At 63.6% G+C, this 24,718-nt stretch carries 23 protein-coding genes; 8 read left to right on the forward strand and 15 right to left on the reverse strand.

The features are described from left to right. A partial coding sequence (locus UP06_RS19585) for a HesA/MoeB/ThiF family protein (RefSeq protein WP_245305506.1) occupies nt 1-756 on the forward strand: 756 nt, incomplete at its 5' end. 2 nt (nt 757-758) lie between these two features. On the opposite strand, the gene UP06_RS19590 is transcribed toward UP06_RS19585, so the two are convergent. Next, nucleotides 759-1,766 (reverse strand): aldo/keto reductase, encoded by a 1,008-nt coding sequence (locus UP06_RS19590; protein ID WP_045004892.1) that lies wholly within the window; start codon nt 1,764-1,766, stop codon nt 759-761. Nucleotides 1,767-1,882: 116 nt separating this feature from the next. Between UP06_RS19590 and UP06_RS19595 the strand changes: the two genes are divergently transcribed. Continuing rightward, complete coding sequence (locus UP06_RS19595) at nt 1,883-2,794, forward strand: LysR family transcriptional regulator (RefSeq protein ID WP_045004893.1); 912 nt, start codon at nt 1,883-1,885, stop codon at nt 2,792-2,794. Between the two features lie 3 nt (nt 2,795-2,797). On the opposite strand, the gene UP06_RS19600 is transcribed toward UP06_RS19595, so the two are convergent. Beyond that, nucleotides 2,798-3,799 (reverse strand): 2-hydroxyacid dehydrogenase, encoded by a 1,002-nt coding sequence (locus UP06_RS19600; RefSeq protein WP_045004896.1) that lies wholly within the window; start codon nt 3,797-3,799, stop codon nt 2,798-2,800. Between the two features lie 337 nt (nt 3,800-4,136). On the opposite strand from UP06_RS19600, the gene UP06_RS19605 reads away from it, so the two are divergent. Next, on the forward strand, nt 4,137-4,667 hold the full coding sequence (locus UP06_RS19605) for an SH3 domain-containing protein (RefSeq protein WP_045004899.1): 531 nt from the start codon (nt 4,137-4,139) through the stop codon (nt 4,665-4,667). 164 nt (nt 4,668-4,831) lie between these two features. Here the strand turns inward: UP06_RS19605 and irrA are convergent, their stop codons facing one another. Continuing rightward, entirely contained in the window at nt 4,832-5,323 is a 492-nt protein-coding gene (gene irrA, locus UP06_RS19610) for an iron response transcriptional regulator IrrA (protein WP_045004900.1), read from the reverse strand. Nucleotides 5,324-5,674: 351 nt separating this feature from the next. Between irrA and fabA the strand changes: the two genes are divergently transcribed. The 3 genes from fabA to fabI all read left to right on the forward strand — a co-directional run bounded on the left by fabA (nt 5,675) and on the right by fabI (nt 8,399). Continuing rightward, nucleotides 5,675-6,196, forward strand: a complete 522-nt coding sequence (fabA, locus tag UP06_RS19615) for a bifunctional 3-hydroxydecanoyl-ACP dehydratase/trans-2-decenoyl-ACP isomerase (protein WP_045004902.1) — start codon at nt 5,675-5,677, stop codon at nt 6,194-6,196. A 40-nt stretch (nt 6,197-6,236) separates the two neighbouring features. Then, on the forward strand, nt 6,237-7,460 hold the full coding sequence (gene fabB / locus UP06_RS19620) for a beta-ketoacyl-ACP synthase I (protein WP_045004904.1): 1,224 nt from the start codon (nt 6,237-6,239) through the stop codon (nt 7,458-7,460). Between the two features lie 138 nt (nt 7,461-7,598). Next, nucleotides 7,599-8,399, forward strand: a complete 801-nt coding sequence (fabI, locus tag UP06_RS19625; protein ID WP_045004906.1) for an enoyl-ACP reductase FabI — start codon at nt 7,599-7,601, stop codon at nt 8,397-8,399. 89 nt (nt 8,400-8,488) lie between these two features. Here the strand turns inward: fabI and UP06_RS19630 are convergent, their stop codons facing one another. The 4 genes from UP06_RS19630 to UP06_RS19645 form a co-directional block, all read right to left on the reverse strand. After that, nucleotides 8,489-9,367 carry a hypothetical protein gene (locus UP06_RS19630; RefSeq protein WP_156163073.1) on the reverse strand — a complete coding sequence of 293 codons (879 nt, stop codon included), beginning with the start codon at nt 9,365-9,367 and terminating at the stop codon, nt 8,489-8,491. 72 nt (nt 9,368-9,439) lie between these two features. Then, on the reverse strand, nt 9,440-10,276 hold the full coding sequence (locus UP06_RS19635) for a hypothetical protein (protein WP_045004910.1): 837 nt from the start codon (nt 10,274-10,276) through the stop codon (nt 9,440-9,442). 91 nt (nt 10,277-10,367) lie between these two features. Continuing rightward, complete coding sequence (locus tag UP06_RS19640; protein WP_045004911.1) at nt 10,368-10,829, reverse strand: GNAT family N-acetyltransferase; 462 nt, start codon at nt 10,827-10,829, stop codon at nt 10,368-10,370. Between the two features lie 7 nt (nt 10,830-10,836). Beyond that, a complete protein-coding gene (locus UP06_RS19645; RefSeq protein WP_045004913.1) occupies nt 10,837-11,763 on the reverse strand; it encodes a hydrogen peroxide-inducible genes activator in 927 nt (308 codons plus the stop codon). Between the two features lie 114 nt (nt 11,764-11,877). Between UP06_RS19645 and katG the strand changes: the two genes are divergently transcribed. Further along, nucleotides 11,878-14,043, forward strand: a complete 2,166-nt coding sequence (gene katG / locus UP06_RS19650) for a catalase/peroxidase HPI (RefSeq protein ID WP_045004915.1) — start codon at nt 11,878-11,880, stop codon at nt 14,041-14,043. 75 nt (nt 14,044-14,118) lie between these two features. Here the strand turns inward: katG and pnp are convergent, their stop codons facing one another. The 4 genes from pnp to rbfA form a co-directional block, all read right to left on the reverse strand. Continuing rightward, nucleotides 14,119-16,275 carry a polyribonucleotide nucleotidyltransferase gene (pnp, locus tag UP06_RS19655; RefSeq protein ID WP_045004917.1) on the reverse strand — a complete coding sequence of 719 codons (2,157 nt, stop codon included), beginning with the start codon at nt 16,273-16,275 and terminating at the stop codon, nt 14,119-14,121. A 376-nt stretch (nt 16,276-16,651) separates the two neighbouring features. Further along, complete coding sequence (gene rpsO / locus UP06_RS19660; protein WP_045004919.1) at nt 16,652-16,921, reverse strand: 30S ribosomal protein S15; 270 nt, start codon at nt 16,919-16,921, stop codon at nt 16,652-16,654. A 2-nt stretch (nt 16,922-16,923) separates the two neighbouring features. Then, a complete protein-coding gene (truB, locus tag UP06_RS19665) occupies nt 16,924-18,045 on the reverse strand; it encodes a tRNA pseudouridine(55) synthase TruB (RefSeq protein WP_045004921.1) in 1,122 nt (373 codons plus the stop codon). After that, on the reverse strand, nt 18,042-18,419 hold the full coding sequence (rbfA, locus tag UP06_RS19670) for a 30S ribosome-binding factor RbfA (RefSeq protein ID WP_245305507.1): 378 nt from the start codon (nt 18,417-18,419) through the stop codon (nt 18,042-18,044). Before rbfA ends, truB begins: the two co-directional genes overlap by 4 nt. Between rbfA and UP06_RS42135 the strand changes: the two genes are divergently transcribed. After that, on the forward strand, nt 18,336-18,620 hold the full coding sequence (locus tag UP06_RS42135; RefSeq protein ID WP_245305508.1) for a hypothetical protein: 285 nt from the start codon (nt 18,336-18,338) through the stop codon (nt 18,618-18,620). The two genes, rbfA and UP06_RS42135, sit on opposite strands and share 84 nt — an antisense overlap. A gap of 9 nt (nt 18,621-18,629) precedes the next feature. On the opposite strand, the gene infB is transcribed toward UP06_RS42135, so the two are convergent. From infB to rimP, 4 genes are all read right to left on the reverse strand, one after another. Continuing rightward, on the reverse strand, nt 18,630-21,338 hold the full coding sequence (gene infB / locus UP06_RS19675; protein WP_045004924.1) for a translation initiation factor IF-2: 2,709 nt from the start codon (nt 21,336-21,338) through the stop codon (nt 18,630-18,632). A gap of 70 nt (nt 21,339-21,408) precedes the next feature. Beyond that, a complete protein-coding gene (locus UP06_RS19680) occupies nt 21,409-22,092 on the reverse strand; it encodes an RNA-binding protein (RefSeq protein WP_045004925.1) in 684 nt (227 codons plus the stop codon). 23 nt (nt 22,093-22,115) lie between these two features. Then, the gene (gene nusA, locus UP06_RS19685; RefSeq protein ID WP_045004927.1) at nt 22,116-23,726 is read right to left on the reverse strand and encodes a transcription termination factor NusA; all 1,611 of its coding nucleotides are present in this window, start codon (nt 23,724-23,726) and stop codon (nt 22,116-22,118) included. A 2-nt stretch (nt 23,727-23,728) separates the two neighbouring features. After that, the gene (gene rimP / locus UP06_RS19690; protein ID WP_045004928.1) at nt 23,729-24,511 is read right to left on the reverse strand and encodes a ribosome maturation factor RimP; all 783 of its coding nucleotides are present in this window, start codon (nt 24,509-24,511) and stop codon (nt 23,729-23,731) included. Nucleotides 24,512-24,718 lie beyond the last annotated feature (207 nt).

Raw genomic sequence — 24,718 nt, forward strand, 5'->3', positions numbered from 1 at the left:
GATGTCGGCGGGCCGGGCCAGGCTGCGCTGAAACGGGCCTCGGTGCTGGTGATCGGCGCCGGCGGGCTTGGCGCGCCGGCGCTGATGTATCTGGCGGCCGCCGGAGTCGGCACGCTTGGCGTGGTCGATGACGACGTCGTCTCGCTGTCAAATCTTCAACGCCAGGTCATTCACACCACACCCGACATCGGCCGCCACAAGGTCGAGAGCGCCGCCGAGCGGATCGCAGCACTCAATCCGCATGTACGTTTCGTCGGCCACGCCACCTGGCTCAATGCCGGCAATGCGCTCTCGCTGATCGGCGATTATGATCTCGTGCTGGACGGCTCCGACAATTTCTCGACGCGCTATCTGGCGTCGGACGCCTGCTTCTTTGCGAAGAAGCCACTGATCACGGCGGCGCTCGGCACCTTCGACGGCTCGCTCACCACCATCCGCGCGCACGAGAAGAACGAGCAAGGCGTGTTCAATCCAACCTATCGCTGCCTGTTTCCGGAGGCGCCGCCGCCGGGCACCGTGCCTGCCTGCGCCGAGGCCGGCGTCATGGGCGCGCTGGCCGGCGTCATGGGCTCGATGATGGCGCTGGAGGCGATCCGCGAGATTGTCGGCTTCGGTGACGGCCTGGTCGGCCGCCTCCTGATGATCGATGCGCGCGCGATGCGCTTTGAGACGTTGCGCTATGCGCGCGATCCGGCCAACCCGCTCAATGGCGATGGGCCGGTCATCACTGACCTCAGCGCCCATCGCACGAGCTGACGTTACATCGTGGCCGGCTTCTCGCTGTCGAGATGCGCCATCTGCTCGGCGGCATAGCGCGTGCCCGAGGCGACGTTCGGCGGGAAGGCTTTGGCCAGCGCGGCAAGATGCGCAGGCGTCAGCGTCACCTTGGTCGCGCCGAGCGCCTCGGTGAGACGGTTGCGGGTGCGGGCGCCGACCAGTGGCACGATCTCCTTGCCCTGCGCCGCCACCCAGGCAATCGCGACCTGCGCCGGCGTTGCGCCGACGTCCTTGGCGATCACGCGCAGGGAGTCCACCAGCGCGAGATTGGCGTCGAGATTCGCGCCCTGGAAGCGCGGGCCCATCAGCCGGAAGTCCTTGCCGACCTTGCCAGAGTCCTTCGACCAATGGCCGCTGATCAGGCCGCGCGCCAACACGCCATAGGCAGTGATGCCGATGCCGAGATCGCGGCAGGTCTTCAAAATGTCGCGCTCGATGCCACGCGCGATCAGCGAATATTCGATCTGGAGATCGACGATCGGATGCACGGCATGCGCGCGGCGGAGGGTGTCGGAGCCGACCTCGGACAGGCCGATATGCTTGACGTAACCGGCCTTCACCATCCCGGCGATACCGCCGATCATCTCCTCGATGGGAACGTTGGGATCGAGACGCGCCGGGCGATAGACGTCGATATAGTCGGTGCCGAGCCGTTGCAGTGAATAGGCCAGAAAGTTCTTGATCGCGGCCGGCCGGCAATCCATTCCGGCGAATTCGCCGGCGGGACCGCGCAGCGGACCGAACTTGACGCTGAGCTGCACCTTGTCGCGCGGGACATCCTTCAGTGCCTCGCGGATCAGCATTTCATTGTGGCCCATGGTGTAGAAATCGCCGGTGTCGAGCAGCGTGATGCCGGCATCGAGCGCCGCATGGATGGTGGCGATGCTCTCGCCGCGATCGGTTGGGCCATAGGCGTCCGACAGCGCCATGCAGCCGAGACCGAGGCTTGAGACATTGGGGCCGGTTGAACCGAGTTTGTGCTGTTCCATGTTGGCTCTCCTCGAAAAGGCGGCTGATTGCGCCGCGTGACGAGGGCAGATATGCGTCCGCTCCATTGCGCTGATAAGCTGGACAATCGAGAATGGTCTGTTCACTATATCAAACAATGGCCAATCCCGACCTGCGCGATCTCGATGCCTTCGTGGCAGTCGCCCGCACCCGCAATTTCCGGCGCGCGGCGGTCGAAATTCGTGTGTCGGTGTCGAGCCTTAGCCAGCGGCTGCGCGACCTGGAGGAGGGCCTCGGCGTCCGCCTGATGAACCGCACCACACGCAGCGTCGCGCTGACCGAGGCGGGCGAGCTGCTGCTGTCGCGGGTGGCGCCGGCCCTGCGCGATGTCGGCGATGCCCTGGATCAGGTCCGGGGCCTGCGCGAGGTCGCCTCGGGCCGCCTCCGCATCAACGCGCCGCCGCCGGCCGTCGATCTCGTGATGGCCCCGATGATCGGGCCGTTTCTCGAAGCGCATCCCCTGGTCGACCTCGACATCGTTTCCGAAAGCGGTTTCGTCGACATCGTCAGCGCCGGCTACGATGCCGGCGTGCGCTATGGCGAGCATTTGGCGCAGGACATGGTAGCTATCCCGCTGAGCGGTCCGCAGCATTATGTCGTCGTCGCATCGCCCGCTTACGTCGCGCGCCGCGGTCGACCAAAGCACCCGAAGGATTTGCTCGACCATGATTGCATCCGCGCCCGCTATTCGAGCGGCGTCATGCATGATTGGGATTTCGAGAAGGGTGGCCAGCTCATGAAGGTCGATCCGCCGGCCAAGCTGATCTCGAGCAATATGGGCCTTGCGATGCGGGCCGCGCTCGACGGCGTCGGCATCTGGGCAACGCTTGATGGCTATGTCAGTGAAGCCGTAAAGTCCGGCGCGCTGGTCAGCTTGCTCCAGGATTGGTGCGAGCCGTTTCCCGGGCCGTTCCTGTACTATCCCAGCCGTCGCCAGGTGCCGCCGGCGTTACGCGCGTTCATCGATTTCGTCGCAGACTGGCGCAAACGGGAGACGCGCGGGAAATAGATCTCAGAGCATGCTCGGCAGCACGCGATCCGGCGGCTTGTGGGCGTCGAGGAAGGTGCGAATGTTGATGATCACCTTCTCGCCCATCTCGACGCGGCCTTCGATCGTGGCCGAGCCCATATGCGGCAGCAGTGTCACCTTGCCGGCCTTGGCGAGCCGCACCAGCTTCGGATTGACCGCGGGCTCGTGCTCGTAGACGTCGAGGCCGGCGCCGCCGATCTCGCCGCCTTCGATCAGCTTGATCAGCGTGTCCTCGTCGGTCACCCCGCCGCGCGCGGTGTTGACGATGTAGGCGTCTTTCCGGATCAGCTTAAGCCGTCGCGCCGAGAGCAGATGATAGGTGGCCGGCGTGTGCGGACAGTTCACCGAGATGATGTCCATCCGCGCCAGCATCTGGTCGAGGCTTTCCCAATAGGTCGCCCCTAACTCTTCGGCGATCTTCGGTGCGACGGGACGGCGGTTGTGATAGTGGATCTGCAAGCCGAAGGCGCGGGCGCGGCGCGCGACTGCCTGGCCGATGCGGCCCATGCCGATGATGCCGAGGCGTTTTCCGCCGATGCGGTGGCCGAGCATCCAGGTCGGTGACCAGCCGGCCCAGGGTTTCCCCTCCGTCAGCACCGAGGCGCCTTCGATCATCCGGCGCGGCACGGCCAGGATCAGCGCCATGGTCATGTCGGCGGTGTCTTCGGTCAAAACTTTTGGCGTGTTGGTGACGGTGATGCCGCGGGCATGCGCGGCCTCGACATCGATATTGTCGACGCCGTTGCCGAAATTGGCGATCAGGCGGAGCTTGCAGTCAGGCTGGTTGACGATGTCGGCACTGATGTGGTCGGTGACGGTCGGAACCAGGATGTCGGCAGTCCGCGCAGCTTCCGCGATCTGCTCGGCCGACATCGGCGTGTCGTCGAGATTGATGCGCGCGTCGAACAGCTCGCGCATCCGCGTCTCGATCGAATCCGGCAGCTTGCGCGTCACGACGACCAGGGGCTTTTTCTTCACCGACATGTCCTGCTCTCATGAGGCATTGCAAGCCGCCTCTGTCACCAAAGGCCGGCCGTTGAGGCCTCATTAACCCGGTTGTTCGACACTGCCTTTGCCGTGTCCGTCCCCGGCGTTTCCTTCAAGCGCTCCCGACATTTCCGGCCGGAAAATCGGGGCAAATTCGTTGTTCAAGCGTCCGTCCTCTCTAGCAGAAGGCCGGGCCAAGACAAGAACCACGGGTCTGGCTTGCGGATCTGGTTTCCGGAACACCCGCGCGGGGTGGGACTTGGGCAGCGCGGCAGGGGTTTGGACTTTGGGGTGAGGGCTCGGCTTGGCTGGGTCTTCGACAGGAGACGGGTTGATGGCGTTGGGGCGTTTTTGTTCGGTGATGGCGCTTGTTTGCGGCTGGTTGAGCGCCTCGGTCAGCCCCTCGCATTCGGCGAAAGACGCCACCCCGCAGACAGCCAGCGGCCTGCCGGTGCCGCGCTATGTCAGCCTCAAATCGGATCACGTGAACGTCCGCGCCGGCCCGACCAAGGACAATGATGTGGCCTGGGTCTACACCCGCTCCGGCCTGCCGGTCGAAATCACCGCCGAGTTCGAGAACTGGCGCCGGGTCCGCGATTCCGAGGGCGCCGAAGGCTGGGTCTATCACTCGCTGCTGTCGGGCCGCCGCACTGCGGTCGTCACCATGAAGCACAAGGACGAGCTCGCGCCGATCTACGACCGCGCCGATCCCGACAGCGCGGTGGCCGCGAAGCTTCAGGCCGGTGTCGTCACGCAGGTGAAAAAATGCACCACAAGCTGGTGCCACGTCACCGGCAACGGTTTTGACGGCTGGATCCAGCAGGAGCGCCTCTGGGGCGTCTACGCCGACGAACAGGTGAACTGACGTCTCGGTGTCGTCCCGGCGAAGGCCGGGACCCATAACCACGTACAGAACTTTTGCAAAGACTGGTTGTTAGCCGGTCGCTCCACGGTACGGATACCTGCTTCTATCGATAAATCACGCGGTATGGGTCCCGGCCTTCGCCGGGACGACACGAGGTGTCGATCTCAGCGCTTCTTGCGCAGGCGCACGACCATGTCGATGCGCGCGATCTCGTAGCCTTCCGGCACCTCCGGCATCTTGGACAGCGCCAGATGCGGATCCTCGATGTCGACCAGCTCATGGCTGTTCTCGAGGTAATAGTGGTGGTGCGTGGTGACGTTGGTGTCGAAATAGGTCTTGGTGCCGTCGACGCTGACCTGACGCAGCAGGCCGGCATCGGTGAGCTGGTTCAGCGTGTTGTAGACGGTCGCGAGCGAGACCGGGACCTTGGCCAAGGTCGCTTCCTCGTAGAGCATTTCAGCCGTGAGGTGGCGGGCACCCTTGCCGAACAGCAGCCAGCCGAGAGCCATGCGCTGGCGCGTCGGGCGGAGGCCGGCGGACTGGAGCATTTCATTGACGTCGTGCCAGGGGCAGCCGGTCAGGGCCGGCTGGCGGCCGGACAGAAGGGCCGCCGCATGGGCGTCTTCGTCGTGATGGGTCGCGTTGTTTTCGTTCATTTCCAAATTCGGGCACGCGTGAACACTATCTGTCTGCAATATATGGAGAGATAGATGCAGATGCAAGTTTCTCGCAACTAGAGTGGTTCTAATCAGGAGAGGAACCGAGCCGGGACCCCGTCACTTTACCTTCATGACACCGCTTTGCCACCCGAAATGGCCTGTGTTAGAGAGCGCGCGGTTCCGCTTAACCGATTTTGGCGCTGCCAGGCATTGAGGCTTGGTCCGCGGTCCATCCGGACTCTCGGCATTTGCGTCTGATCGATGGCAATTGGCGCTGCTTTCCGAACAGAACGGGGCCCATTTTTGCCAGAAACGCCGCTCAATCGGGGTTAGAACAGAGGCTTCCGCATGCTGAACAGGCGCAACGGCTACGAATACGAAGATCTGCTGGCATGTGCCCGCGGTGAGATGTTCGGCCCGGGCAATGCACAATTGCCCCTGCCGCCGATGCTCATGTTCGACCGCATCACCGAAATTTCCGAGACCGGCGGCGAGTACGGCAAGGGGATCGTTCGCTCCGAGCTCGACGTGAAGCCCGATCTCTGGTTTTTCGGCTGCCACTTCAAGAACGATCCGGTGATGCCCGGCTGCCTCGGTCTCGACGCGCTGTGGCAAATGGTCGGCTTCTATCTGGGCTGGAGCGGTGGCGAAGGTCGCGGCCGCGCGCTTGGCCTGAACGAGCTGAAGTTTAGCGGCCAGGTGCTGCCGGAGGCCCGCAAGGTTGTGTACAACATCGATATCAAGCGCGTGATGCGTTCAAAGCTCGTCCTCGGTATCGCCGACGGATGGCTTTCGGTCGATGACCAGATTATCTATCGCGCAAAGGATCTGAAGGTCGGCCTGTTCAAGCAGGGCACGAGCCTGAGCTAACGCACATCACCAAGAAGACAACGATTGAGGCGAGGCTGTCATGAGGCGGGTTGTGGTCACCGGGATGGGGATTGTCTCGTCCATCGGAAACAACACCCAGGAAGTGCTTGCGAGCCTTCACGAGGCAAAGTCGGGCATTTCACGGGCTGAAAAATATGCCGAGCTCGGCTTCCGTTCGCAGGTGCAAGGTGCGCCGACGATTGATCCCGCGACGGTTGTCGACCGGCGCGCGATGCGCTTCCTCGGCCAGGGCGCGGGGTGGAATCACATCGCGATGGAGCAGGCGATCCAGGATTCCGGACTGGCGCCTGACGACGTCTCCAACATTCGTACCGGCATCATCATGGGCTCGGGCGGCCCGTCCGCCCGCACCATCGTCGAAGCCGCCGACATCACCCGCACCAAGGGACCGAAGCGCGTCGGACCGTTTGCAGTGCCGAAGGCGATGTCGTCCACGGCCTCCGCAACGCTTGCGACCTGGTTCAAGATCAAGGGCGTGAACTATTCGATCTCCTCGGCCTGCGCGACGTCGAACCACTGCGTCGGCAATGCCTATGAGACCATCCAGATCGGCAAGCAGGACGTCATCTTCGCTGGCGGTTGCGAGGAGCTCGACTGGTCGCTGTCGGTGCTGTTCGACGCCATGGGCGCGATGTCCTCGAAGTACAACGACACGCCCGCGACCGCCTCGCGTCCCTACGACGTCAATCGCGACGGCTTCGTCATTGCCGGCGGCGCCGGCGTGCTGGTGCTGGAAGAGCTCGAGCATGCCAAGGCGCGCGGCGCGCGCATCTATGGCGAGATCGTCGGCTACGGCGCGACGTCGGACGGCTACGACATGGTCGCTCCGTCCGGCGAGGGCGCCGAGCGCTGCATGCGCATGGCAATGTCGACGGTGAAGACCAAGGTCGATTACATCAATCCGCACGCCACCTCGACGCCGGCCGGCGATCCGCCGGAAATCGAGGCACTCCGAAAAGTGTTCGGCGTCGGCGAAAAGTGCCCGCCGATTTCCGCGACCAAAGCGCTGACCGGCCATTCGCTGGGCGCGACCGGCGTGCAGGAAGCGATCTATTCGCTGCTGATGATGAACAACGGCTTCATCTGCGAGAGCGCGCACATTCAGGAGCTCGATCCCGTGTTCGCCGACATGCCGATCGTGCGCAAGCGCATCGACAACGTCAAGATCGGCACCGTGCTGTCGAACTCGTTCGGCTTCGGTGGCACCAACGCCACGCTGGTGTTCAGCCGGCTGGATGTGTGAGCCCAAGACGCTGTCATGCCCCGCGAAGGCGGGGCATCCAGTACGCCGCGGCTTCCCGGCCTACAAAAACTGTCTCTGGAATACTGGATCGCCCGCCTGCGCGGGCGATGACGTCGGAATGATAGGAGTCACGAGGCAATGGAAGGATTGATGCTCGGCAAGCGCGGTCTGATCATGGGCATCGCCAATGATCATTCGATCGCCTGGGGCATGGCGAAGACGCTGCATGCTCATGGCGCCGAGCTTGCCTTCACCTTCCAGGGCGAGGCGCTCGGCAAGCGCGTCAAGCCGCTGGCGGAGTCTCTCGGCGTGGAATTGGTGTTGCCTTGCGACGTCGAGGACATCGCCAGCGTCGATGCCACTTTCGACGTCTTGCGTGAGAAATGGGGCAAGCTGGATTTCGTTATCCATGCGATCGGCTTCGCTGACAAGAACGAGCTGAAGGGCCGCTACGCCGACACCAGCCGCGAGAATTTTTCGCGCACCATGGTGATCTCCTGCTTCTCGTTCACGGAGGTCGCAAAACGCGCTGCCGAACTGATGACGGAGGGCGGCAGTATGATCACGCTGACCTTCGGCGCCTCGGAGCGCGCGATGCCCAATTACAACGTGATGGGCGTCGCCAAGGCGGCGCTCGAAGCGTCCGTGCGCTATCTCGCCTCTGATTTCGGACCGCGCGGCATCCGTGTCAACGCGATTTCCGCAGGCCCGATCCGCACGCTCGCCGGCTCCGGCATCGGCGAGGCGCGCGCGATGTTTGCGTTCATGCAAAAACATTCGCCGCTTCGCCGCGGCGTCACGCTCGACGAGCTCGGCGGCTCGGCGCTGTATCTGCTGTCGGATCTCTCCGGCGGCGTGACCGGTGAGATCCACTATGTCGATTCCGGCTACAACACGGTTTTGATGCCGAGGCCGGACGATCTGAAGACCCCGGACTAGAACTCCGCAGGGTGCGCAAAGGAGCGTAAGCGACGTGCCCGCGATCTCTCATATTGCGCCGAGAACTTCTGCCGCGAGCGACGCATTGATCAGCGCGCGTCGCTGTTGCGCGCCGCTCGTTGAGCCCCGAGCATGAACGGAAGTGTCTTGTCGAGGCTTTCCGTCAGCATGGCGCGGACGCCATCGCGCAGGGCGGGATCGCTGGCGGCGTCCTCGGGGCGCGTTGGAAACGATTCTGCGGGCAACTCGCGATAAGGACCGCCGATTAGCGTGCCCAAAAGCCTCTGCACCGCCAGGGAATGATGCACGTTGATCAGCGCAGAACTCTGTCTGACAACAGAGAAGTCGCGCCCGTCAAAGATGCGGATAAACGCCAGAGCGTAGAGAAAGATGCGACGCCCGAGCACCACGTCCTGATTGAGGATGCCGAAGCCGCGGACCGTATAATTCGATGACCCGATAGGACTGATTGAATTGAGGATCTGGATGTAATGCCGGCAATTCGTTCCTTTCGCGACCTGGCGCATGTATTCGGCCAGCTCCGCGTTGTGATCGCGGAACAACCTGTCCTTCAACGTGTCCTTGGACTCATCGCGGGGAGGAAATTTCGCCGGGTTGTAGGGGATTCTCAGGACGGATACCCCGGCAGGGATCGTGGCGCGAATCCGCGCGAAGATCAGATCGTTGAGTCCCCAGCCTGGGATCGGGATGACGGTCTTCTTGTTCTGGAATACGGTGAGGCCGGTCGTCAGCACGGTGAACTCATCGCCGGTGGTGACGACGACACCGAAGTCGCACGGGCCGCCGACCACGGACGCAGGCTTGGCCGTCCGCGTGCTCGTCTTGCTGTTGGCTTGTTTGACGGCTGGTCCTGCCGTCTCCGCCCCTGGTGGTCCCGATTTGGTCTGCGCCCAAGCAGATGTCGAAAGGCACCACAAGACAGCTGCAACGACGACCGGCCGGGCCATAACCCCAAATGCAGCCCAGCCGCAGGAAGCGGACGAGCGATATGCTTTGTCGCGTCCCGTCGGCAAAGGCGCTCACTCGCCTTTGATGTACGCGGGTAGATACTTGTCCAATTGGGCCGTGAGCAGGCTGCGTGTGCTGTCACGCAGCAATGCACTGTTGGTCACCTGTTCAGGAGTCTTGGGAAATTCGAGATTGTTGAGGATTTGCATATTGTCGTTCTTGTTGGAAAAGCTCGAAGCAAGCACATCTCCGAAGCTCCGGGTCGGCGCTCGGTGGATGTCGAAAGTTCGTCCGTCAAAAACGTTGATACGGAAATAGGCAACCACGACGCCGCGCCCGGAAGGGCTCGCCCAATTCTTGTAGACCCCAAGGCCCTCGATTGACTGATTGGTGCCATCAACCGAAACGCGGGATTTCGTGGCTACGATGTAGCGTTCGCAATTTGCAGTCCCGGCGATCTGCCGCACCAAGGCCGTCAGGTCGTCGCGGTCATTGCGGAATAGTTTCGCTTCCGGATGATAGTACGGCTTGAAGGCGCCGCTTGCGTAAGCGATCTTTCGGACAGTCGTGCCGGGAGCCGCGGCGCGAACCCTCGCGACGAACAGATCATCGATACCCCACGTCTCGATCGGCGCCTCCATGTACTCATTGCCGAACATCGTGAGGCCGACATGTTGCACCGAGAACTGGTCGCCGATCGCGGAAATGACGCCGATCTGACAGGGGCCATTCTCCGCCGCGACCGGCTGTTGTGCAGCCGGTTTGGCCTTCGGCGTCGCCCTCTTGACCGCTGACTTGGCCGGCGCCGCCGTCTGAGCGGAAGGCGCGGCGGGTGCTGGAGGAGTTTGCGCGATTGCCGAGGTGAAAATGGACAGGAGCGCGATCAGCGAGGCGGCAATGCGTAGCATGGATTCCGGGAGATCAGAGGCAGGAGGTTATCGGCCCCGCCACACTAAGTGGGGATCGTGACAACCGCAAGCTGCAGCCGGAGATCGCTGTCTATCCGCCCGGCTGCCGCTTCCACCGATAATACTTCATCATAAACCCGTTCGACGGCTCGATCTCTTCCTTTTCGAACACAAATCCCTCGCGCTCGTACCAGCGCCAGGCCTTTTCGTTCTCGCGAATGCAGCGCAGGTACATCTCATCCGGCATTTGCGTGCGCGCGAACGCGAGCAATTGCCGGCCGAGCGATTGCCCCTGATATGCGGGCCCGACGAAGAGCATGTCGAGATAGAGTTTTGGCAGATGCAGCGCCAGCATCGCGGCGATGGTGCCGCGATCGTCGGCAACGAACAGACTCCAGCCATCCTCGATCTCGCGCCTGACGCGTGCACGCAAATTCGCCAGCAGGAAGTTGCTCGCCTCGGCAAGCCCAGTCGAGACCCAGCTCTCCATCCAGACGCGGGCGATCTCGTCATATTCCTCAGCGCGCGCGGGTCGGATGACCGGATGGGACATCGGGACCTCAACCCCGTTGGCTGCGCGCGACCTGCCGCGGGCGCGCCTTGCCGGCCGACAGGCACACCACCTCGGAAATCTGGAGCAGTTGCCGCGCAAGCGGACTGGTCTTGCGCCAGACCATGCCGATGGTACGCGAGGGCTCCGGGTCGCGAAAGCGCGAGAGCGAGACCGAGGCGGATCGCGTCTCCACCGACACCGCCATCTCCGGAATCAGGGTGACACCGATGCCGGCGCTGACCATCTGGACCAGCGTCGACAGAGAATTCGCATCCAGCATCTCGCGTGGCGGCGCCGATTGCATGTTGCAGAACGACAGCGCCTGGTCGCGGAAACAATGTCCCTCTTCGAGCAGCAATAGCCGCATCTCCCGCATCATCTCGCGCGACGGCACTGGCATGCCCGCATCGGTGCCCGGCCGCACCAGCAGGAACTTTTCCTCGAACAGGGCGACTTCGGTGAGCGAAGGTTCGGACACCGGCAGCGCGACGATGGCGGTGTCGAGCCGCCCCTCCACCAACTCCTGGATCAGCCGCGGCGTCATCGTCTCGCGTACGCGGATGTCGAGCTCCGGATGCATGCGCGTGAGATTCTTGGTGATTGTGGGCAGCAAATAGGGCGCGATCGTCGGGATCATGCCGATGCGCAGGCGGCCGACAAAACGGTCCTGCGAGGCGCGGGCAAAATCGCCGAGCTCATCGACCGAGCGCAGGATGTCGCGGACGCGTGGTGCGAGCTCTTCGCCAAATCGCGTCAGCGCGACCTGCCGGGCGCTGCGCTCCAGCAGCAGGCCGCCGAGCGCCTCTTCCAGTTCCTTGATCTGCATCGATAGGGCCGGCTGCGAGATGGAACAGGACTCAGCCGCACGCCCGAAATGGCCATGACGCGCCAACGCGTCGAAATATCGCAGCTGGCGCATCGTCACGTTGACCATCAGAAAATCCTATCGCAGCGATCATTAAAGTCAACTTCCCCTGATGGAATGGGAAGCTTAGAGTGCTTCTACCTGGTCAAAGGCGCGAGTTCGACGCCACCAGAGGAGGTATTCATGGACGACTCTTCGAAGTGCCCGTTTTCGGGTGGAAAACGCGTACCGGCGAACCGCGATTGGTGGCCAACTCAGCTCAGCATCGAGATGCTGCACAAGAATTCCGGCCTGTCCGATCCGATGGGCAAGGAATTCGACTATGCCAAGGAGTTCAAAACGCTCGACCTGAATGCGGTCGTCAAGGACCTGACCGCTTTGATGACGGAATCGCAGGAATGGTGGCCCGCCGATTTCGGTCACTACGGCGGCCTCATGATCCGCATGGCCTGGCACAGCGCGGGCACGTATCGCACCACCGACGGCCGTGGTGGCGCCGGTGCCGGTCAACAGCGTTTCGCGCCGCTCAACAGCTGGCCCGACAACGCCAACCTCGACAAGGCACGCCGGCTGCTCTGGCCGATCAAGCAGAAATACGGCCGCAAGATTTCCTGGGCCGATTTGATGGTGCTTGCCGGTAACGTCGCGCTGGAGTCGATGGGCTTCAAGACCTTCGGTTTCGCGGGTGGCCGCGCCGATGTGTGGGAGCCGGAAGAACTGTATTGGGGACCTGAGGGTTCGTGGCTGGGCGACGAACGCTACAGCGGCGAGCGCGAACTCGCCGAGCCGCTCGGTGCGGTGCAGATGGGCCTGATCTACGTCAATCCGGAAGGCCCGAACGGCAAGCCGGATCCGGTCGCCGCGGCAAAGGATATCCGCGAGACCTTCTTCCGCATGGCGATGAACGATGAGGAAACCGTCGCCCTGATCGCCGGCGGCCACACCTTCGGCAAGACCCATGGCGCGGGTGATCCCTCGCTGGTCGGACCGGAGCCGGAGGCGGGCGCGCTCGAGGATCAGGGTCTCGGCTGGAAGAGCAAGCATGCTTCGGGCCTGGGGGGCGATTCCATCACCAGCGGTCTCGAGGTGACGTGGACGACGACGCCGACGAAGTGGAGCAACAACTTCTTCGAGAACCTGTTCAAGTACGAATGGGAGCTGACGAAGAGCCCGGGCGGTGCGAATCAGTGGACGGCCAAGGGCGCCGAGGCGATCATTCCCGATGCGTTCGACAAGTCGAAGAAGCATCGGCCGACGATGCTGACGACCGACCTCTCGCTGCGCCTCGATCCGGCCTACGAGAAGATCTCGCGGCGCTTCCTGGAGCATCCCGATCAGTTCGCGGACGCCTTTGCCCGCGCCTGGTTCAAGCTCACCCATCGCGACATGGGCCCGATCGTGCGCTATCTCGGCCCGCTGGTGCCGAAGGAGACGCTGATCTGGCAGGATCCGATTCCGGCCGTGAATCACGAGCTGGCCAGCGACCAGGATATCGCTTCCTTGAAGACGAAGATCCTGGCCTCGGGCCTCTCGGTGTCCGAGCTGGTCTCGACCGCCTGGGCGTCGGCTTCGACGTTCCGCGGTTCGGACAAGCGTGGCGGCGCCAACGGCGCGCGCATCCGCCTCAGCCCGCAGAAGGACTGGGAGGTGAACCAGCCGGCTCAGCTCTCGAAGGTCCTCGGCAAGCTCGAAGCGATCCAGAAGGACTTTAGCGCTTCATCTGGTGCGAAGAAGGTTTCGCTCGCCGACCTGATCGTGCTCGGTGGTTCTGCCGCGGTCGAGAAGGCCGCGAAAGACGCCGGCGTCGACGTCAAGGTCGCGTTCACGCCGGGCCGCATGGATGCCTCGCAGGAGCAGACCGATGCCGCTTCGTTTGCTCCGCTGGAGCCGCGGGCCGATGGTTTCCGCAACTTCGTCGGCAAGCGGCATCAGTTCTTGCAGCAGGAAGAGGCGCTGGTCGATCGCGCGCAGCTTCTGAAGCTGAGCGGACCCGAGCTGACGGTGCTGGTCGGCGGCCTGCGTGTGCTCGGTGCCAATGCCGGTGATTCGAAGAACGGTGTCTTGACCTCGAAGGTCGGCACGCTGACCAACGACTTCTTCGTCAACCTGCTCGACATGAGCACGCAGTGGACGCCGGCTGCTGACGGCACTTACGAAGCCCGCGACCGCAAGACCAATGCGGTGAAGTGGACCGGCACGCGTGCCGATCTGATCTTCGGCGCGCACTCGCAGCTCCGCGCCTATGCCGAGGTCTATGCCACGTCCGACTCCAAGCAGCAGTTCGTGCAGGACTTCGCCAAGGCCTGGACCAAGGTGATGAACCTCGACCGGTTCGACCTCGCGGCCTGATTGCAAAGTTCAACAAGCGACAAACAAAAAGGGCGGCCGCGAGGCCGCCCTTCGTGTTTCTGGCTTTTGCGAGATTTACTCGCCGGCCGCTTCGCGCGGGGCCTTCTCGCCATCGCCGCCCTTGCCCTCGAGGTCTTCGCCAGTGGTCTGATCGACCACCTTCATCGACAGGCGGGTCTTGCCGCGGTCGTCGAAGCCGAGCAGCTTGACCTTGACCTTGTCGCCTTCCTTGACGACGTCGGAGGTCTTCTGCACGCGCGCCGAAGCGAGCTGGCTGATGTGAACGAGGCCGTCCTTGGAGCCGAAGAAGTTCACGAAGGCGCCGAACTCCATCACCTTGACGACGGTGCCCTCATAGATCTGACCAACTTCCGGATCGGAGGCGATCGACTTGATCCACTTGATCGCGGCCTTCATCGCTTCGCCGTCGGAGGAGGCGACCTTTACGGTGCCGTCGTCCTCGATGTTGACCTTGGCGCCGGTCTTCTCGACGATCTCGCGGATCACCTTGCCGCCGGTGCCGATCACTTCGCGGATCTTGTCGGTGGCGATCTTGAAGGTCTCGATGCGCGGCGCGTATTCGCCGAGCTCTGCGCGGGCGTTGGTGAGCGCCTTCGACATCTCGCCGAGGATGTGGATACGCCCATCCTTGGCCTGGCCGAGTGCGACCTTCATGATCTCCTCGGTGATGCCCTCGATCTTGATGTCCATCTGGAGCGAAGTGATGCCCGCTTCTGTGCCGGCGACCTTGAAGTCCATGTCGCCGAGATGGTCCTCGTCACCGAGGATGTCGGAGAGAACCGCGAAGCGCTTGTCTTCGAGGATCAGGCCCATCGCGATGCCCGCGGTCGGCCGCTTCAACGGCACGCCGGCGTCCATCAGCGCGAGCGAAGCGCCGCAGACCGAAGCCATCGACGAGGAGCCGTTGGATTCGGTGATCTCCGAGACCACGCGGATCGTGTACGGGAACTCGTGATGCGGCGGCAGCACCGGGTGGATCGCGCGCCAGGCAAGCTTGCCGTGGCCGATCTCGCGGCGCTTGGTGCCGCCGAGGCGACCGGTCTCACCGACCGAGTAGGGAGGGAAGTTGTAGTGCAGCAGGAACGTCTCTTTGTATGTTCCCGCCAGCGCGTCGATATACTGCTCGTCCTCGCCGGTGCCGAGCGTGGTCACGACCACCGCCTGGGTCTCGCCGCGGGTGAACAGCGCCGAACCGTGGGCGCGGGGCAGCACGCCGACTTCGGCGATGATGCTGCGCACGGTCTTGCTGTCACGGCCGTCGATGCGCTTGCCGGTGTCGAGGATGTTCCAGCGAACGATCTTGGCTTCGAGCTCCTTGAACACGCCGCCGATGCGCAGCTTGTCGTATTTCGGCTCCTGCCCTTCGGGGAAATAATGGGCGATCACCTTTTCCTTGACCTTGCCGACCGCGGCGTAGCGATCCTGCTTGATCGGAATGGCGTAGGCGGTGCGCAGCTCCTGCTCGACGAGGCCGAGCATTTCCTTTTCGAGCGCCGAATTGTCGATCGTGGTGACTTCGCGCGGCTCCTTGGCGGCCTTCTCGGCGAGCTCGATGATAGCGTTGATCACCGGCTGGAAGTGACGGTGACCGAACATCACCGCGCCGAGCATGATGTCTTCGTTCAGCTCCTTGGCTTCCGATTCCACCATCAGCACGGCGTCGGCGGTGCCGGCGACGACGAGGTCGAGCTGGGTGTCGACCATCTCGTCGAGTGTCGGGTTGAGGATGAACTCGTCATTGGCGAAGCCGACGCGCGCTGCGCCGATCGGGCCCTTGAAGGGCGCGCCGGACAGGGTCAGCGCAGCCGACGATGCCACCAGCGCCACGATATCGGGATCGTTCTCCATGTCGTGCGACAGCACGGTGACGATCACCTGGGTCTCGTTGCGCCAGCCGTCGACGAACAGCGGACGGATCGGGCGGTCGATCAGGCGGGAGACCAGCGTCTCCTTCTCGGTCGGACGTCCCTCGCGCTTGAAATAGCCGCCGGGAATGCGGCCGGCTGCGTAGGTCTTTTCCTGGTAGTCGACGGTCAGCGGCAGGAAGTCGACGCCTTCGCGCGGTGACTTCGCGGCGACGACGGTGGCGAGCACCACGGTCTCGCCATAGGTGGCGACGACGGCGCCGTCGGCCTGGCGTGCGATCTTGCCGGTTTCGAGCTTGAGAGGGCGTCCGCCCCAGTCGATCTCGACTGAATGCTTATTGAACATAGAGGTCTTCTTTCATGGGTTCTCGAAAGAAGGGACGGCTCGAAAAACAAAAACCATGTCAAGATTGCGGGACGCTGATCGGAGCGGGCGATCAGCGTCCTGCGATCCTGCCATGGTTTTCGGATTTCGGATGGCGTCCATCCTTTCGGGTCATACGGGCGCCTTGCCCGTTGCGCCCAGCCGCCGGATTGCTGCTGGACTGTCAGTCGGCACGAACGCGAACACCGAATCGCGGTCTTCGCTTACATGCCCCGGATGCGAATCATCATTGGCCCGCACCCGATGTGCGCGTGAGCCTCGATCAACGACCCTAAAATAAGCGCCTTCGCTCGAAACCACGCGCAAAAACGCGCGCCGATGGCGCGCGCAAGAACTCTTAACGACGAATGTTGTGCTTCTCGAGCAGCGCCTTGTAGCGCGCCTCATCCCGCTTCTTCACGTAGTCGAGGAGCGAGCGGCGGGTCGACACCAGCTTCAAGAGGCCGCGACGCGAATGGTTGTCCTTCACGTGGGTCTTGAAATGGCTCGTGAGGTTGTTGATGCGTTCCGAAAGGATCGCGACCTGCACCTCGGGCGAACCGGTGTCGCCGGCTTTGTTGGCATTCGTCTTGATGACTTCCGCTTTGCGTTCTGCGGCAATCGACATCGTCAATTTCTCTCGTTGCGACCGGAGCTGGCAGTCAGGCCGGTCAGGTTGAACACACGCTTGGGGATGATTTCGCCATTGCCAACTTCAGCAAGCGCCAGAAGACGGCCTGCCACCGTGACATAGACTGTGCCGCTACTTGTGGGCGCATCCCGTCCGCGCAATAAAACGGCTTGGCCCCGATGGAGCCTTGCCGCATCAGCCCGAGTGACGGCCAGTGCCGGGATGTCGTCCAGCGCGGTCTCAACGGGCATAAGCGCGTCGGCGAGGCTCCCCTCGCCGGACGCGGCTCTATCGCACAAAGCCTCCAACTGATCCAGCGGAATCATGTCGTTCTCGCCGAATGGGCCGACCAGGGTCCGCCGCAGCGCGCAGATATGGCCGTAAGTGCCGAGAATCCGGCCCATATCGCGGGCGATCGCGCGGACATAGGTGCCCTTGCCGCACTCGGCCTCGAACGTGGATCTGTCGCTATCTGGTTGATCTACAAGGGATAAATGATGAATCACGACCGGGCGCGGGGCCAGTTCCACGATCTCGCCGTCGCGGGCGAGGTCATAGGCGCGCTCGCCCTGGACCTTGATGGCGGAATAGCGCGGCGGAACCTGCTCGATCACCCCGGTAAAGCGGGGCAGCAGGGCCTCGATGGCCTCGCGCGTGGGGCGCTGGTCGGACGTATGGGTGACCCGGCCCTCGACGTCGTCGGTGTCGCGTTCCTCGCCCCAGCAGACCGTGAAGCGGTAGCGCTTGCGGCCGTCCATGACGAAGGGAACCGTCTTGGTGGCCTCTCCAAGCGCGATCGGCAGGCCGCCGGAGGCGAGCGGATCGAGCGTGCCGGCGTGACCGGCGCGCTTGGCGTTGAACAGGCGCTTGAGCACGGCGACCGCCTGGGTCGAGGTCATGCCGATCGGCTTGTCGAGCACGACCCAGCCGTGAACGTCGCGCCGGTCGCGGCGCGGCTGCTGACCCTTCTGCTGCTTGTTGGCGCGCGGATCGTTGTTGACGCGACGCGCCTCCTGCTGCGGCTGAATATCGCCGCCGACGTCTGCAAAATTATTTTTCTGCACGTCGCGCGTATCGGGCTCTTCGCTGCCGATTGTGCCGTGAGCCGGGTCCATCATCATTGCTCTTCTTCCCGATCCGTATCCGGATCCTGTTCCAAGTCCTTCTGCACCGCAGGTGTTCGCAAAAGCTTCTCGATCCGTTCCGCTTCGTCGAATCGTTCGTCGGCGCGGAAGCGAAGGTCAGGTGCAAATTTCAGGTTAACGCGCCGCGCGACGTCGCCGCGCAGGAATTTCTTGTTGCGCTCGAGCGCAGCGAGAACCACCTCGGTGTCGCGGCCGCCGAGCGGCATCACGTAGATTGTCGCGAGCTTCAGGTCGGGCGACATCCGTACCTCCGGCACGGTGATGATGTGACCTTCGAGGTCCGCATCATGCACACTGCCTTGCGCCAGAATCTCGGCTATCGCGTGGCGAACCTGCTCGCCGACACGCAGCTGACGCTGCGAGGCGCCGGGTGCGGAACTCTTCTTCTGATGGTGGCGGGGCATAGTTCGAAATCACCTCGTCATGCCCGTGTTTGGGACATGGGCATTGTCATTTGTCCTGCTGAAACGAATGAGGCGTGGATGGCCGGAAAAAATCCGGCCATCGCACTCCCGCAATTTCAGTTCAAAAAGATCCGCGCGCTTCGGTAAGATTTGGACTTACAGGGAGCGCTGGATCGTCTCCACGCGATAACACTCGATCACGTCACCGGCACGCATGTCGTGATAGTTCTCGAAGGCCATGCCGCATTCCTGGCCGGCCTGGACTTCCTTCACTTCGTCCTTGAAGCGCTTCAGCGTCGACAGCTTGCCTTCGTGCACGACGACGTTGTCGCGGATCAGACGCACATTGGCGCCGCGTTCCACGGTGCCGTCGGTGACGCGGCAGCCGGCAACCTTGCCGACCTTGGAGATGTTGAAGATCTCCAGGATCGAGGCGTTGCCGAGCATGGTTTCGCGCAAGGTCGGCGCGAGCAGGCCGCTCATCGCCTTCTTCACGTCGTCCACGAGGTCGTAGATGATGTTGTAGTAGCGGATTTCGATGCCGTTGCGCTTGGCGGCGGCAGCGGCTTCCTTGTTGGCACGAACGCTGAAGCCGATGATCGCGGCGTTGAAACCTTCCGCGAGCGTCACGTCCGACTCCGAGATGCCGCCGACGCCGGCATGCAGGATGCGGGCTGCGACTTCGTCGGTGCCGAGCTTCTCCAGCGAGCCGAGGATCGCTTCCAGCGAGCCCTGCACGTCGGCCTTGATGATCAGCGGGAATTCCTTGCGGCCCGCAGTCTTCAACTGCGACATCATCTGCTCGAGCGAGCCGCGCATGCCGGAGATCGAGGCAGCCGCGTTCTCGCGCTTCTGGTGCGCGCGGTAGCTGGTGACCTGGCGGGCGCGGGCCTCGTTCTCGACGACGGCGAGACGATCGCCGGCTTCAGGCGGACCGTTGAAGCCGAGCACCTCGACCGGCACCGACGGACCTGCTTCCTGCACCGTCTCGCCCTGATCGGAGATCAGCGCGCGGACGCGGCCCATCTCGGCGCCGGCGACGATGATGTCGCCGACACGGAGCGTGCCGCGCTGGACCAGCACGGTCGCAACCGGACCACGGCCGCGATCGAGCTTGGCTTCGATCACGGTGCCTTCGGCCGGGCGCTCCGAATTGGTCTTCAGGTCGAGGATGTCGGCCTGGAGCGCGATCATCTCGAGCAGCTTGTCGAGATTGGTCTTGTTCTTGGCGGACACTTCGACGTCGACGACTTCGCCGCCGAACGACTCGACCTGCACCTCGTGCTGAAGCAGCTCGGTGCGGACGCGCTCGGGCTTGGCGTCGGGCTTGTCGATCTTGTTGATGGCAACAATGATCGGCACGCGCGCCGCCTTGGCGTGGTTGATGGCTTCGATCGTCTGCGGCATGACGCCGTCATCGGCCGCAACCACCAGCACGACGATGTCGGTGACCTTGGCGCCGCGGGCGCGCATCGCGGTAAACGCGGCGTGGCCGGGCGTGTCGATGAAGGTGATCTTCTTGCCGCTTTCGGGCGACAGCACCTGATAGGCGCCGATATGCTGGGTGATGCCACCGGCTTCGCCGGAGACAACGTTGGCATGACGGAGCGCGTCGAGCAGCGAGGTCTTGCCGTGGTCGACGTGACCCATCACGGTCACGACCGGCGAGCGGGTCTCGGTGTCGGTGGAGTCCTCGATGGCGTCGAACAGGCCTTCTTCGACGTCGGACGCCGCCACCCGCTTCACGGTGTGGCCGAGCTCTTCGGCGATCAGTTGCGCGGTGTCGGCATCGATCACGTCGGTGATCTTGTGCATCGCGCCCTGCTTCATCAGCATGCGGATGACGTCGACCGCGCGCTCGGCCATGCGGTTGGCGAGCTCCTGGATGGTGATCGCTTCCGGAATGATCACCTCGCGGATCAGCTTTTCCTTCGGCTCGTTCGAGGCATGGCCCTTCAGGCGCTGGGTACGGCGGCGGAACGAGGCGATCGAGCGCTCGCGCACCTCGTCGGCATTGAGCGCGGTGACGAGTGTCAGGCGGCCGCGTTCCTTCTGCGGACCGGGCTTGTGGGTGGTCTTGGGGGCTGCCACGGGACGCATGGCGCCGCCGGGACCGCGGCGGATCTGGCGCGGACCATCATCCTCGTCCGGTCCGGCTGCGACGCCGGGGGCGCGAGCCGCCGGTCCACCCGGCCGCTGTGCGGTCGTTGTCGCAGGTCGCGCTGTCGTCGTTCCGGGTCGCCCTGTGGTCGTGGTCGTCGCAGGTCGTGCCGTGGTCGGCGCGGAGCGCGGAGCGCTGGTCGCCGGTGCGGCCGTCGCCGTGCGTGCCGCAGATTGCGACTGCTCGCCCTCGCCAAAGCGCTTCTTGGCCTCGGTCTCGGCCTTGCGCTTGGCTTCCTCTTCATGGCGATGCCGCTCGTCCTCGGCCTTGCGGCGGGCTTCGGCGGCTTCGCGCTCGACACGCTCGGCGCTTTCGCGGACGGCGCGGCGCTGGGCTTCGTCTTCGGCCTGGCGGCGCTCTTCGACTTCGCGCACCTTGGCATCGGCCAGCGCGCTGGCGCGGGCGGAACGTTCGTCCTCGGTCAGGGTGCGCAGCACCACGCCGGAGCCGGAGTTACGCGGCGGAGCGGGGCGCGCGGGAGCGGGTGCAGGCGCGGCCGGTGCCGGCTTTGCAACAACCGTGGGAGCCTGCGGCTCGGGGCTGCCGTCGATACGGCGCTTGCCGCGCTTCTCGACCACGACCTGCTTGCTGCGGCCATGGCTAAAGCTCTGGCGCACAGTGCCCGTTTCGACGCGCGGCTTGAGCGATAGCGTCTTGCTCGGAACGCTCAGCTTCTTGTCGTCAGGGGTCTTGGTATCAACCATTCAGCAGTCCTAATCCTGATCTTGTTAACGTTGTGCGTTGCCGCACCGTTCTGTCGGGGGTCGTTGTCTCTCAGAAATCCTGGCCGTGCTTTTCGGCAGTCTTGTCATCGTCCGCCAGCCGGTATCGGACCAGCATCTGGCTACGTGACAGGAATGTCTTGCTCGCCGGGCCCGCAAGCAGGGCAGCATGTATCACATTTGACCGGGTAAGTGCCAAATCCAATTCTATCGATTTCAATGCGGTAACGACGGGAATCGGCGGCTTGGCACCGCGATTCTCGTCATTTTGCCGCGCCAGCATGTCCAATTTGCGGATTCCGTCCGCGGCCCCTTCGCTGGCATGGATCAGGACCTCGACCGTGCCTTCCCGCAGGGCGCTTTCGACCTTGCCGAAACCGGCAACGATCTGCCGCGCCTTGGCAGCAATCCCAAGGGCTTCGGTGACGCTCCGAACCAGGAGCGCCTCGATGTCGGCGGGAAGCGTCGGAGGAATGCGCAGATCGCGCTTGAAGGCTTTGGTAAATTGGTGACGACGGACGGCTTCCGCAACCACCTGTCGCGATGCCGTCACCCACATGCCCCGTCCGGGCAGCTTGCGCTTGAGATCGGGAACTATCTGCCCGTCCGGCGATAGGACGAAGCGGATCAGCTCGTCGATCGGCCGGACCTCGCGGCTGACCACGCACATCCGCATGGTCGCGGACCTTTCGGTCCGCGGGCCATTGTCGAGATCGTGGTCAGTATCTGCGAGCATCCGGGCGACATTCTCCTTGGCCCTTAAGCCGGCTGATCTTCAGCCGCCTCAGCCTCTTCGGCCGGCTTGGCCAGGTCGGCTTCGGTGATCCAGCCCGCCTTGACGCGCGCCTGCATGATCATCGATTCAGCATCGTCACGGGAGACGCCGAGGCCTTCGAGCGCACCGGGGAATTTGGTCTGCTCGCCGCCTTCCTTGCGCTCGGTCCAGCCGACCAGATCGTCGGTGGCGCAGCCGGCGAGATCGTCGACCGACTTGATGTCGTTCTCGCCGAATTTCACCAGCATCTTCAAGGTCACGCCGGGCACGTCCTTGACCGCGTCCTCGACGCCGAGTTCCTTGCGCCGGGCTTCGATCTCGGCTTCCTGCTGGTCGAGATATTCGCGGGCACGGTTCTGGAGTTCCTGCGCGGTCTCCTCGTCGAAGCCCTCGATGCCGGCGAGTTCCTTGATGTCCACCATCGCGAGTTCCTCGACCGAGGTGAAGCCTTCGGAGGCGAGCAACTGGCCGACCACCTCGTCGACATTGAGCGATTCCATGAAGACGCGGGTGGAGTTCTCGAAATCAGCCTGGCGGCGCTCCGATTCTTCCTGTTCGGTCAGGATGTCGATGTCCCAGCCGGTGAGCTGCGAGGCGAGGCGGACGTTCTGGCCGCGGCGGCCGATCGCCAGCGAGAGCTGGTTGTTGGTGTCGGGCACCACGACCTCGATGCGCTCGCGGTCCTCGTCGATGACGACCTTGGACACTTCGGCCGGTGCCAGCGCGTTGACCACGAAGGTCGCGATGTCAGGCGACCACGGAATGATGTCGATCTTCTCGCCCTGCAATTCGTTCACCACGGCCTGCACGCGCGAGCCGCGCATACCGACGCAGGCGCCGACCGGATCGACCGAGGAATCGCGGGAAATCACGCCGATTTTCGCGCGCGAGCCCGGATCGCGGGCAACCGCCTTGATCTCGACGATGCCGTCATAGATTTCCGGCACTTCCTGCGCGAACAGTTTCGCCATGAACTGCGGATGGGTGCGGGAGAGGAAGATCTGCGGCCCGCGGGTTTCGCGGCGGACGTCGAAGATGTAGGCACGGACGCGGTCGCCGTTGCGGAACACCTCGCGCGGCAGCATCTCGTCGCGGCGGATGATGGCTTCGCCACGGCCGAGATCGACGATCACGCTGCCATATTCGACGCGCTTGACGACGCCGTTGACGATGTCGCCGATGCGGTCCTTGAATTCCTGATATTGCCGGTCGCGCTCAGCCTCGCGCACCTTCTGCACGATCACCTGCTTGGCCGATTGCGCGGCGATGCGGCCATATTCCAGCGGCGGCAGGGTGTCGGCGATGGTGTCGCCGACCTGGGCGCCGGGATTGGCGCGCTGCGCATCCACCAGCGAGATCTGGTTGGAGTGGTTCTCGACATTGTCGACAACCAGCATGTGGCGCGACAGCCGGAGCTCGCCCTTCTTCGGGTCGATCTCGGCGTGAACGTCAGTTTCGCTGCCGTAACGCGCGCGCGCCGCCTTGGCGATGGCGTCCTCCATCGCGGCGATGACGATGCCGCGGTCGATCGATTTCTCGCGCGCAACGGCGTCGGCGATCTGGAGCAGTTCGAGTCGATTGGCGCTGACTGCCATGGCTAGTCTCCTTCGTCAGGCTCGATCTCGCCGCGCCGCGCACGGTCGGCGGCAAGACGATGTTTCTTTGTATTGGTCGGTGCCGGCTTTTTTTGCGTATCGATCAGGGCCGGCTTCTTTTGCGGCTTGGTGTTCTTGGTGATCTTCGCACTGATCTCCGCGTGCGGCGCAGCCGGCGGCTCCAGGCCGAGATTGCGGCGCATCTCGCGCGCCTCGGCCTTGCCGCGGCGCATGGATTGCGCGATCAGCTCGTCGGTCAGCACCAGCCGCGCCTCGCCGATATCCTCCATCACCAGGAGAACTTCGACATCGTCGCCGGCCTTGAAATCGTCGCGTATCAGCCGGATGGCGTCACCTTCGACACCCGCGATCTTGCCGCGGAACCGCTTCCGTCCCTCATGGGCGACCGCCATGTCGACCTTCACGAGATGCCCCGTATACCGCTCGAAATCGGAGCGCCGCACCAGCGGCCGGTCGATCCCGGGCGAGGAAATTTCCAGCCGATAGGCGCGCTCGACGGGGTCGGCGACGTCGAGCACGGGCGACAGCGCCCGCGAGATCGCTTCACAATCCTCGATCTGCATCGAACCGTCCGGACGCTCGGCCATGATCTGCACGGTGCAGCCGGCCTCGCCTGAAATGCGGATCCGCACCAGCCGGTAGCCCATGCCCTCGAGCACGGGACCTGCGACCGCAGACACGCGCGCAGCCGCGCCCGGCTCGACCACAAGCCGCGGTTCGGCCAGCAATTCGGCATCCGTGGAACCAGTATTCGGTTCGGTCATATCCAGGGTCGGGGCGCTCGATGGTTAAGGCTAGGTTAACGACTTTCGCACGTTAAGATTTGCAGAGCCTGCTTCGGAACTCTTCGTCCCGACAATTCGTCGGGTCGCGCATCTTTCGCCAAGCCGCGTTCAGGTAATAAAAAAGAGCGGGTCCTTTCGGGCCCACTCTCACTACGCGGATCGTATGAGAAGATGAAGTTGGCGCTG

This window comes from Bradyrhizobium sp. LTSP857, assembly GCF_000938285.1.
Taxonomy (GTDB): Bacteria; Pseudomonadota; Alphaproteobacteria; order Rhizobiales; family Xanthobacteraceae; genus Bradyrhizobium.

Excerpts from the sequence above, each read along its gene's own strand:
- UP06_RS19590 (WP_045004892.1), bottom strand. The coding sequence starts at position 1,766 with ATGGAACAGCACAAACTCGGTTCAACCGGCCCCAATGTCTCAAGCCTC.
- UP06_RS19595 (WP_045004893.1), top strand. The coding sequence starts at position 1,883 with ATGGCCAATCCCGACCTGCGCGATCTCGATGCCTTCGTGGCAGTCGCC.
- UP06_RS19600 (WP_045004896.1), bottom strand. The coding sequence starts at position 3,799 with ATGTCGGTGAAGAAAAAGCCCCTGGTCGTCGTGACGCGCAAGCTGCCG.
- UP06_RS19605 (WP_045004899.1), top strand. The coding sequence starts at position 4,137 with ATGGCGTTGGGGCGTTTTTGTTCGGTGATGGCGCTTGTTTGCGGCTGG.
- irrA (WP_045004900.1), bottom strand. The coding sequence starts at position 5,323 with ATGAACGAAAACAACGCGACCCATCACGACGAAGACGCCCATGCGGCG.
- fabA (WP_045004902.1), top strand. The coding sequence starts at position 5,675 with ATGCTGAACAGGCGCAACGGCTACGAATACGAAGATCTGCTGGCATGT.
- fabB (WP_045004904.1), top strand. The coding sequence starts at position 6,237 with ATGAGGCGGGTTGTGGTCACCGGGATGGGGATTGTCTCGTCCATCGGA.
- fabI (WP_045004906.1), top strand. The coding sequence starts at position 7,599 with ATGGAAGGATTGATGCTCGGCAAGCGCGGTCTGATCATGGGCATCGCC.
- UP06_RS19630 (WP_156163073.1), bottom strand. The coding sequence starts at position 9,367 with ATGGCCCGGCCGGTCGTCGTTGCAGCTGTCTTGTGGTGCCTTTCGACA.
- UP06_RS19635 (WP_045004910.1), bottom strand. The coding sequence starts at position 10,276 with ATGCTACGCATTGCCGCCTCGCTGATCGCGCTCCTGTCCATTTTCACC.
- UP06_RS19640 (WP_045004911.1), bottom strand. The coding sequence starts at position 10,829 with ATGTCCCATCCGGTCATCCGACCCGCGCGCGCTGAGGAATATGACGAG.
- UP06_RS19645 (WP_045004913.1), bottom strand. The coding sequence starts at position 11,763 with ATGGTCAACGTGACGATGCGCCAGCTGCGATATTTCGACGCGTTGGCG.
- katG (WP_045004915.1), top strand. The coding sequence starts at position 11,878 with ATGGACGACTCTTCGAAGTGCCCGTTTTCGGGTGGAAAACGCGTACCG.
- pnp (WP_045004917.1), bottom strand. The coding sequence starts at position 16,275 with ATGTTCAATAAGCATTCAGTCGAGATCGACTGGGGCGGACGCCCTCTC.
- rpsO (WP_045004919.1), bottom strand. The coding sequence starts at position 16,921 with ATGTCGATTGCCGCAGAACGCAAAGCGGAAGTCATCAAGACGAATGCC.
- truB (WP_045004921.1), bottom strand. The coding sequence starts at position 18,045 with ATGATGATGGACCCGGCTCACGGCACAATCGGCAGCGAAGAGCCCGAT.
- infB (WP_045004924.1), bottom strand. The coding sequence starts at position 21,338 with ATGGTTGATACCAAGACCCCTGACGACAAGAAGCTGAGCGTTCCGAGC.
- UP06_RS19680 (WP_045004925.1), bottom strand. The coding sequence starts at position 22,092 with ATGCTCGCAGATACTGACCACGATCTCGACAATGGCCCGCGGACCGAA.
- nusA (WP_045004927.1), bottom strand. The coding sequence starts at position 23,726 with ATGGCAGTCAGCGCCAATCGACTCGAACTGCTCCAGATCGCCGACGCC.
- rimP (WP_045004928.1), bottom strand. The coding sequence starts at position 24,511 with ATGACCGAACCGAATACTGGTTCCACGGATGCCGAATTGCTGGCCGAA.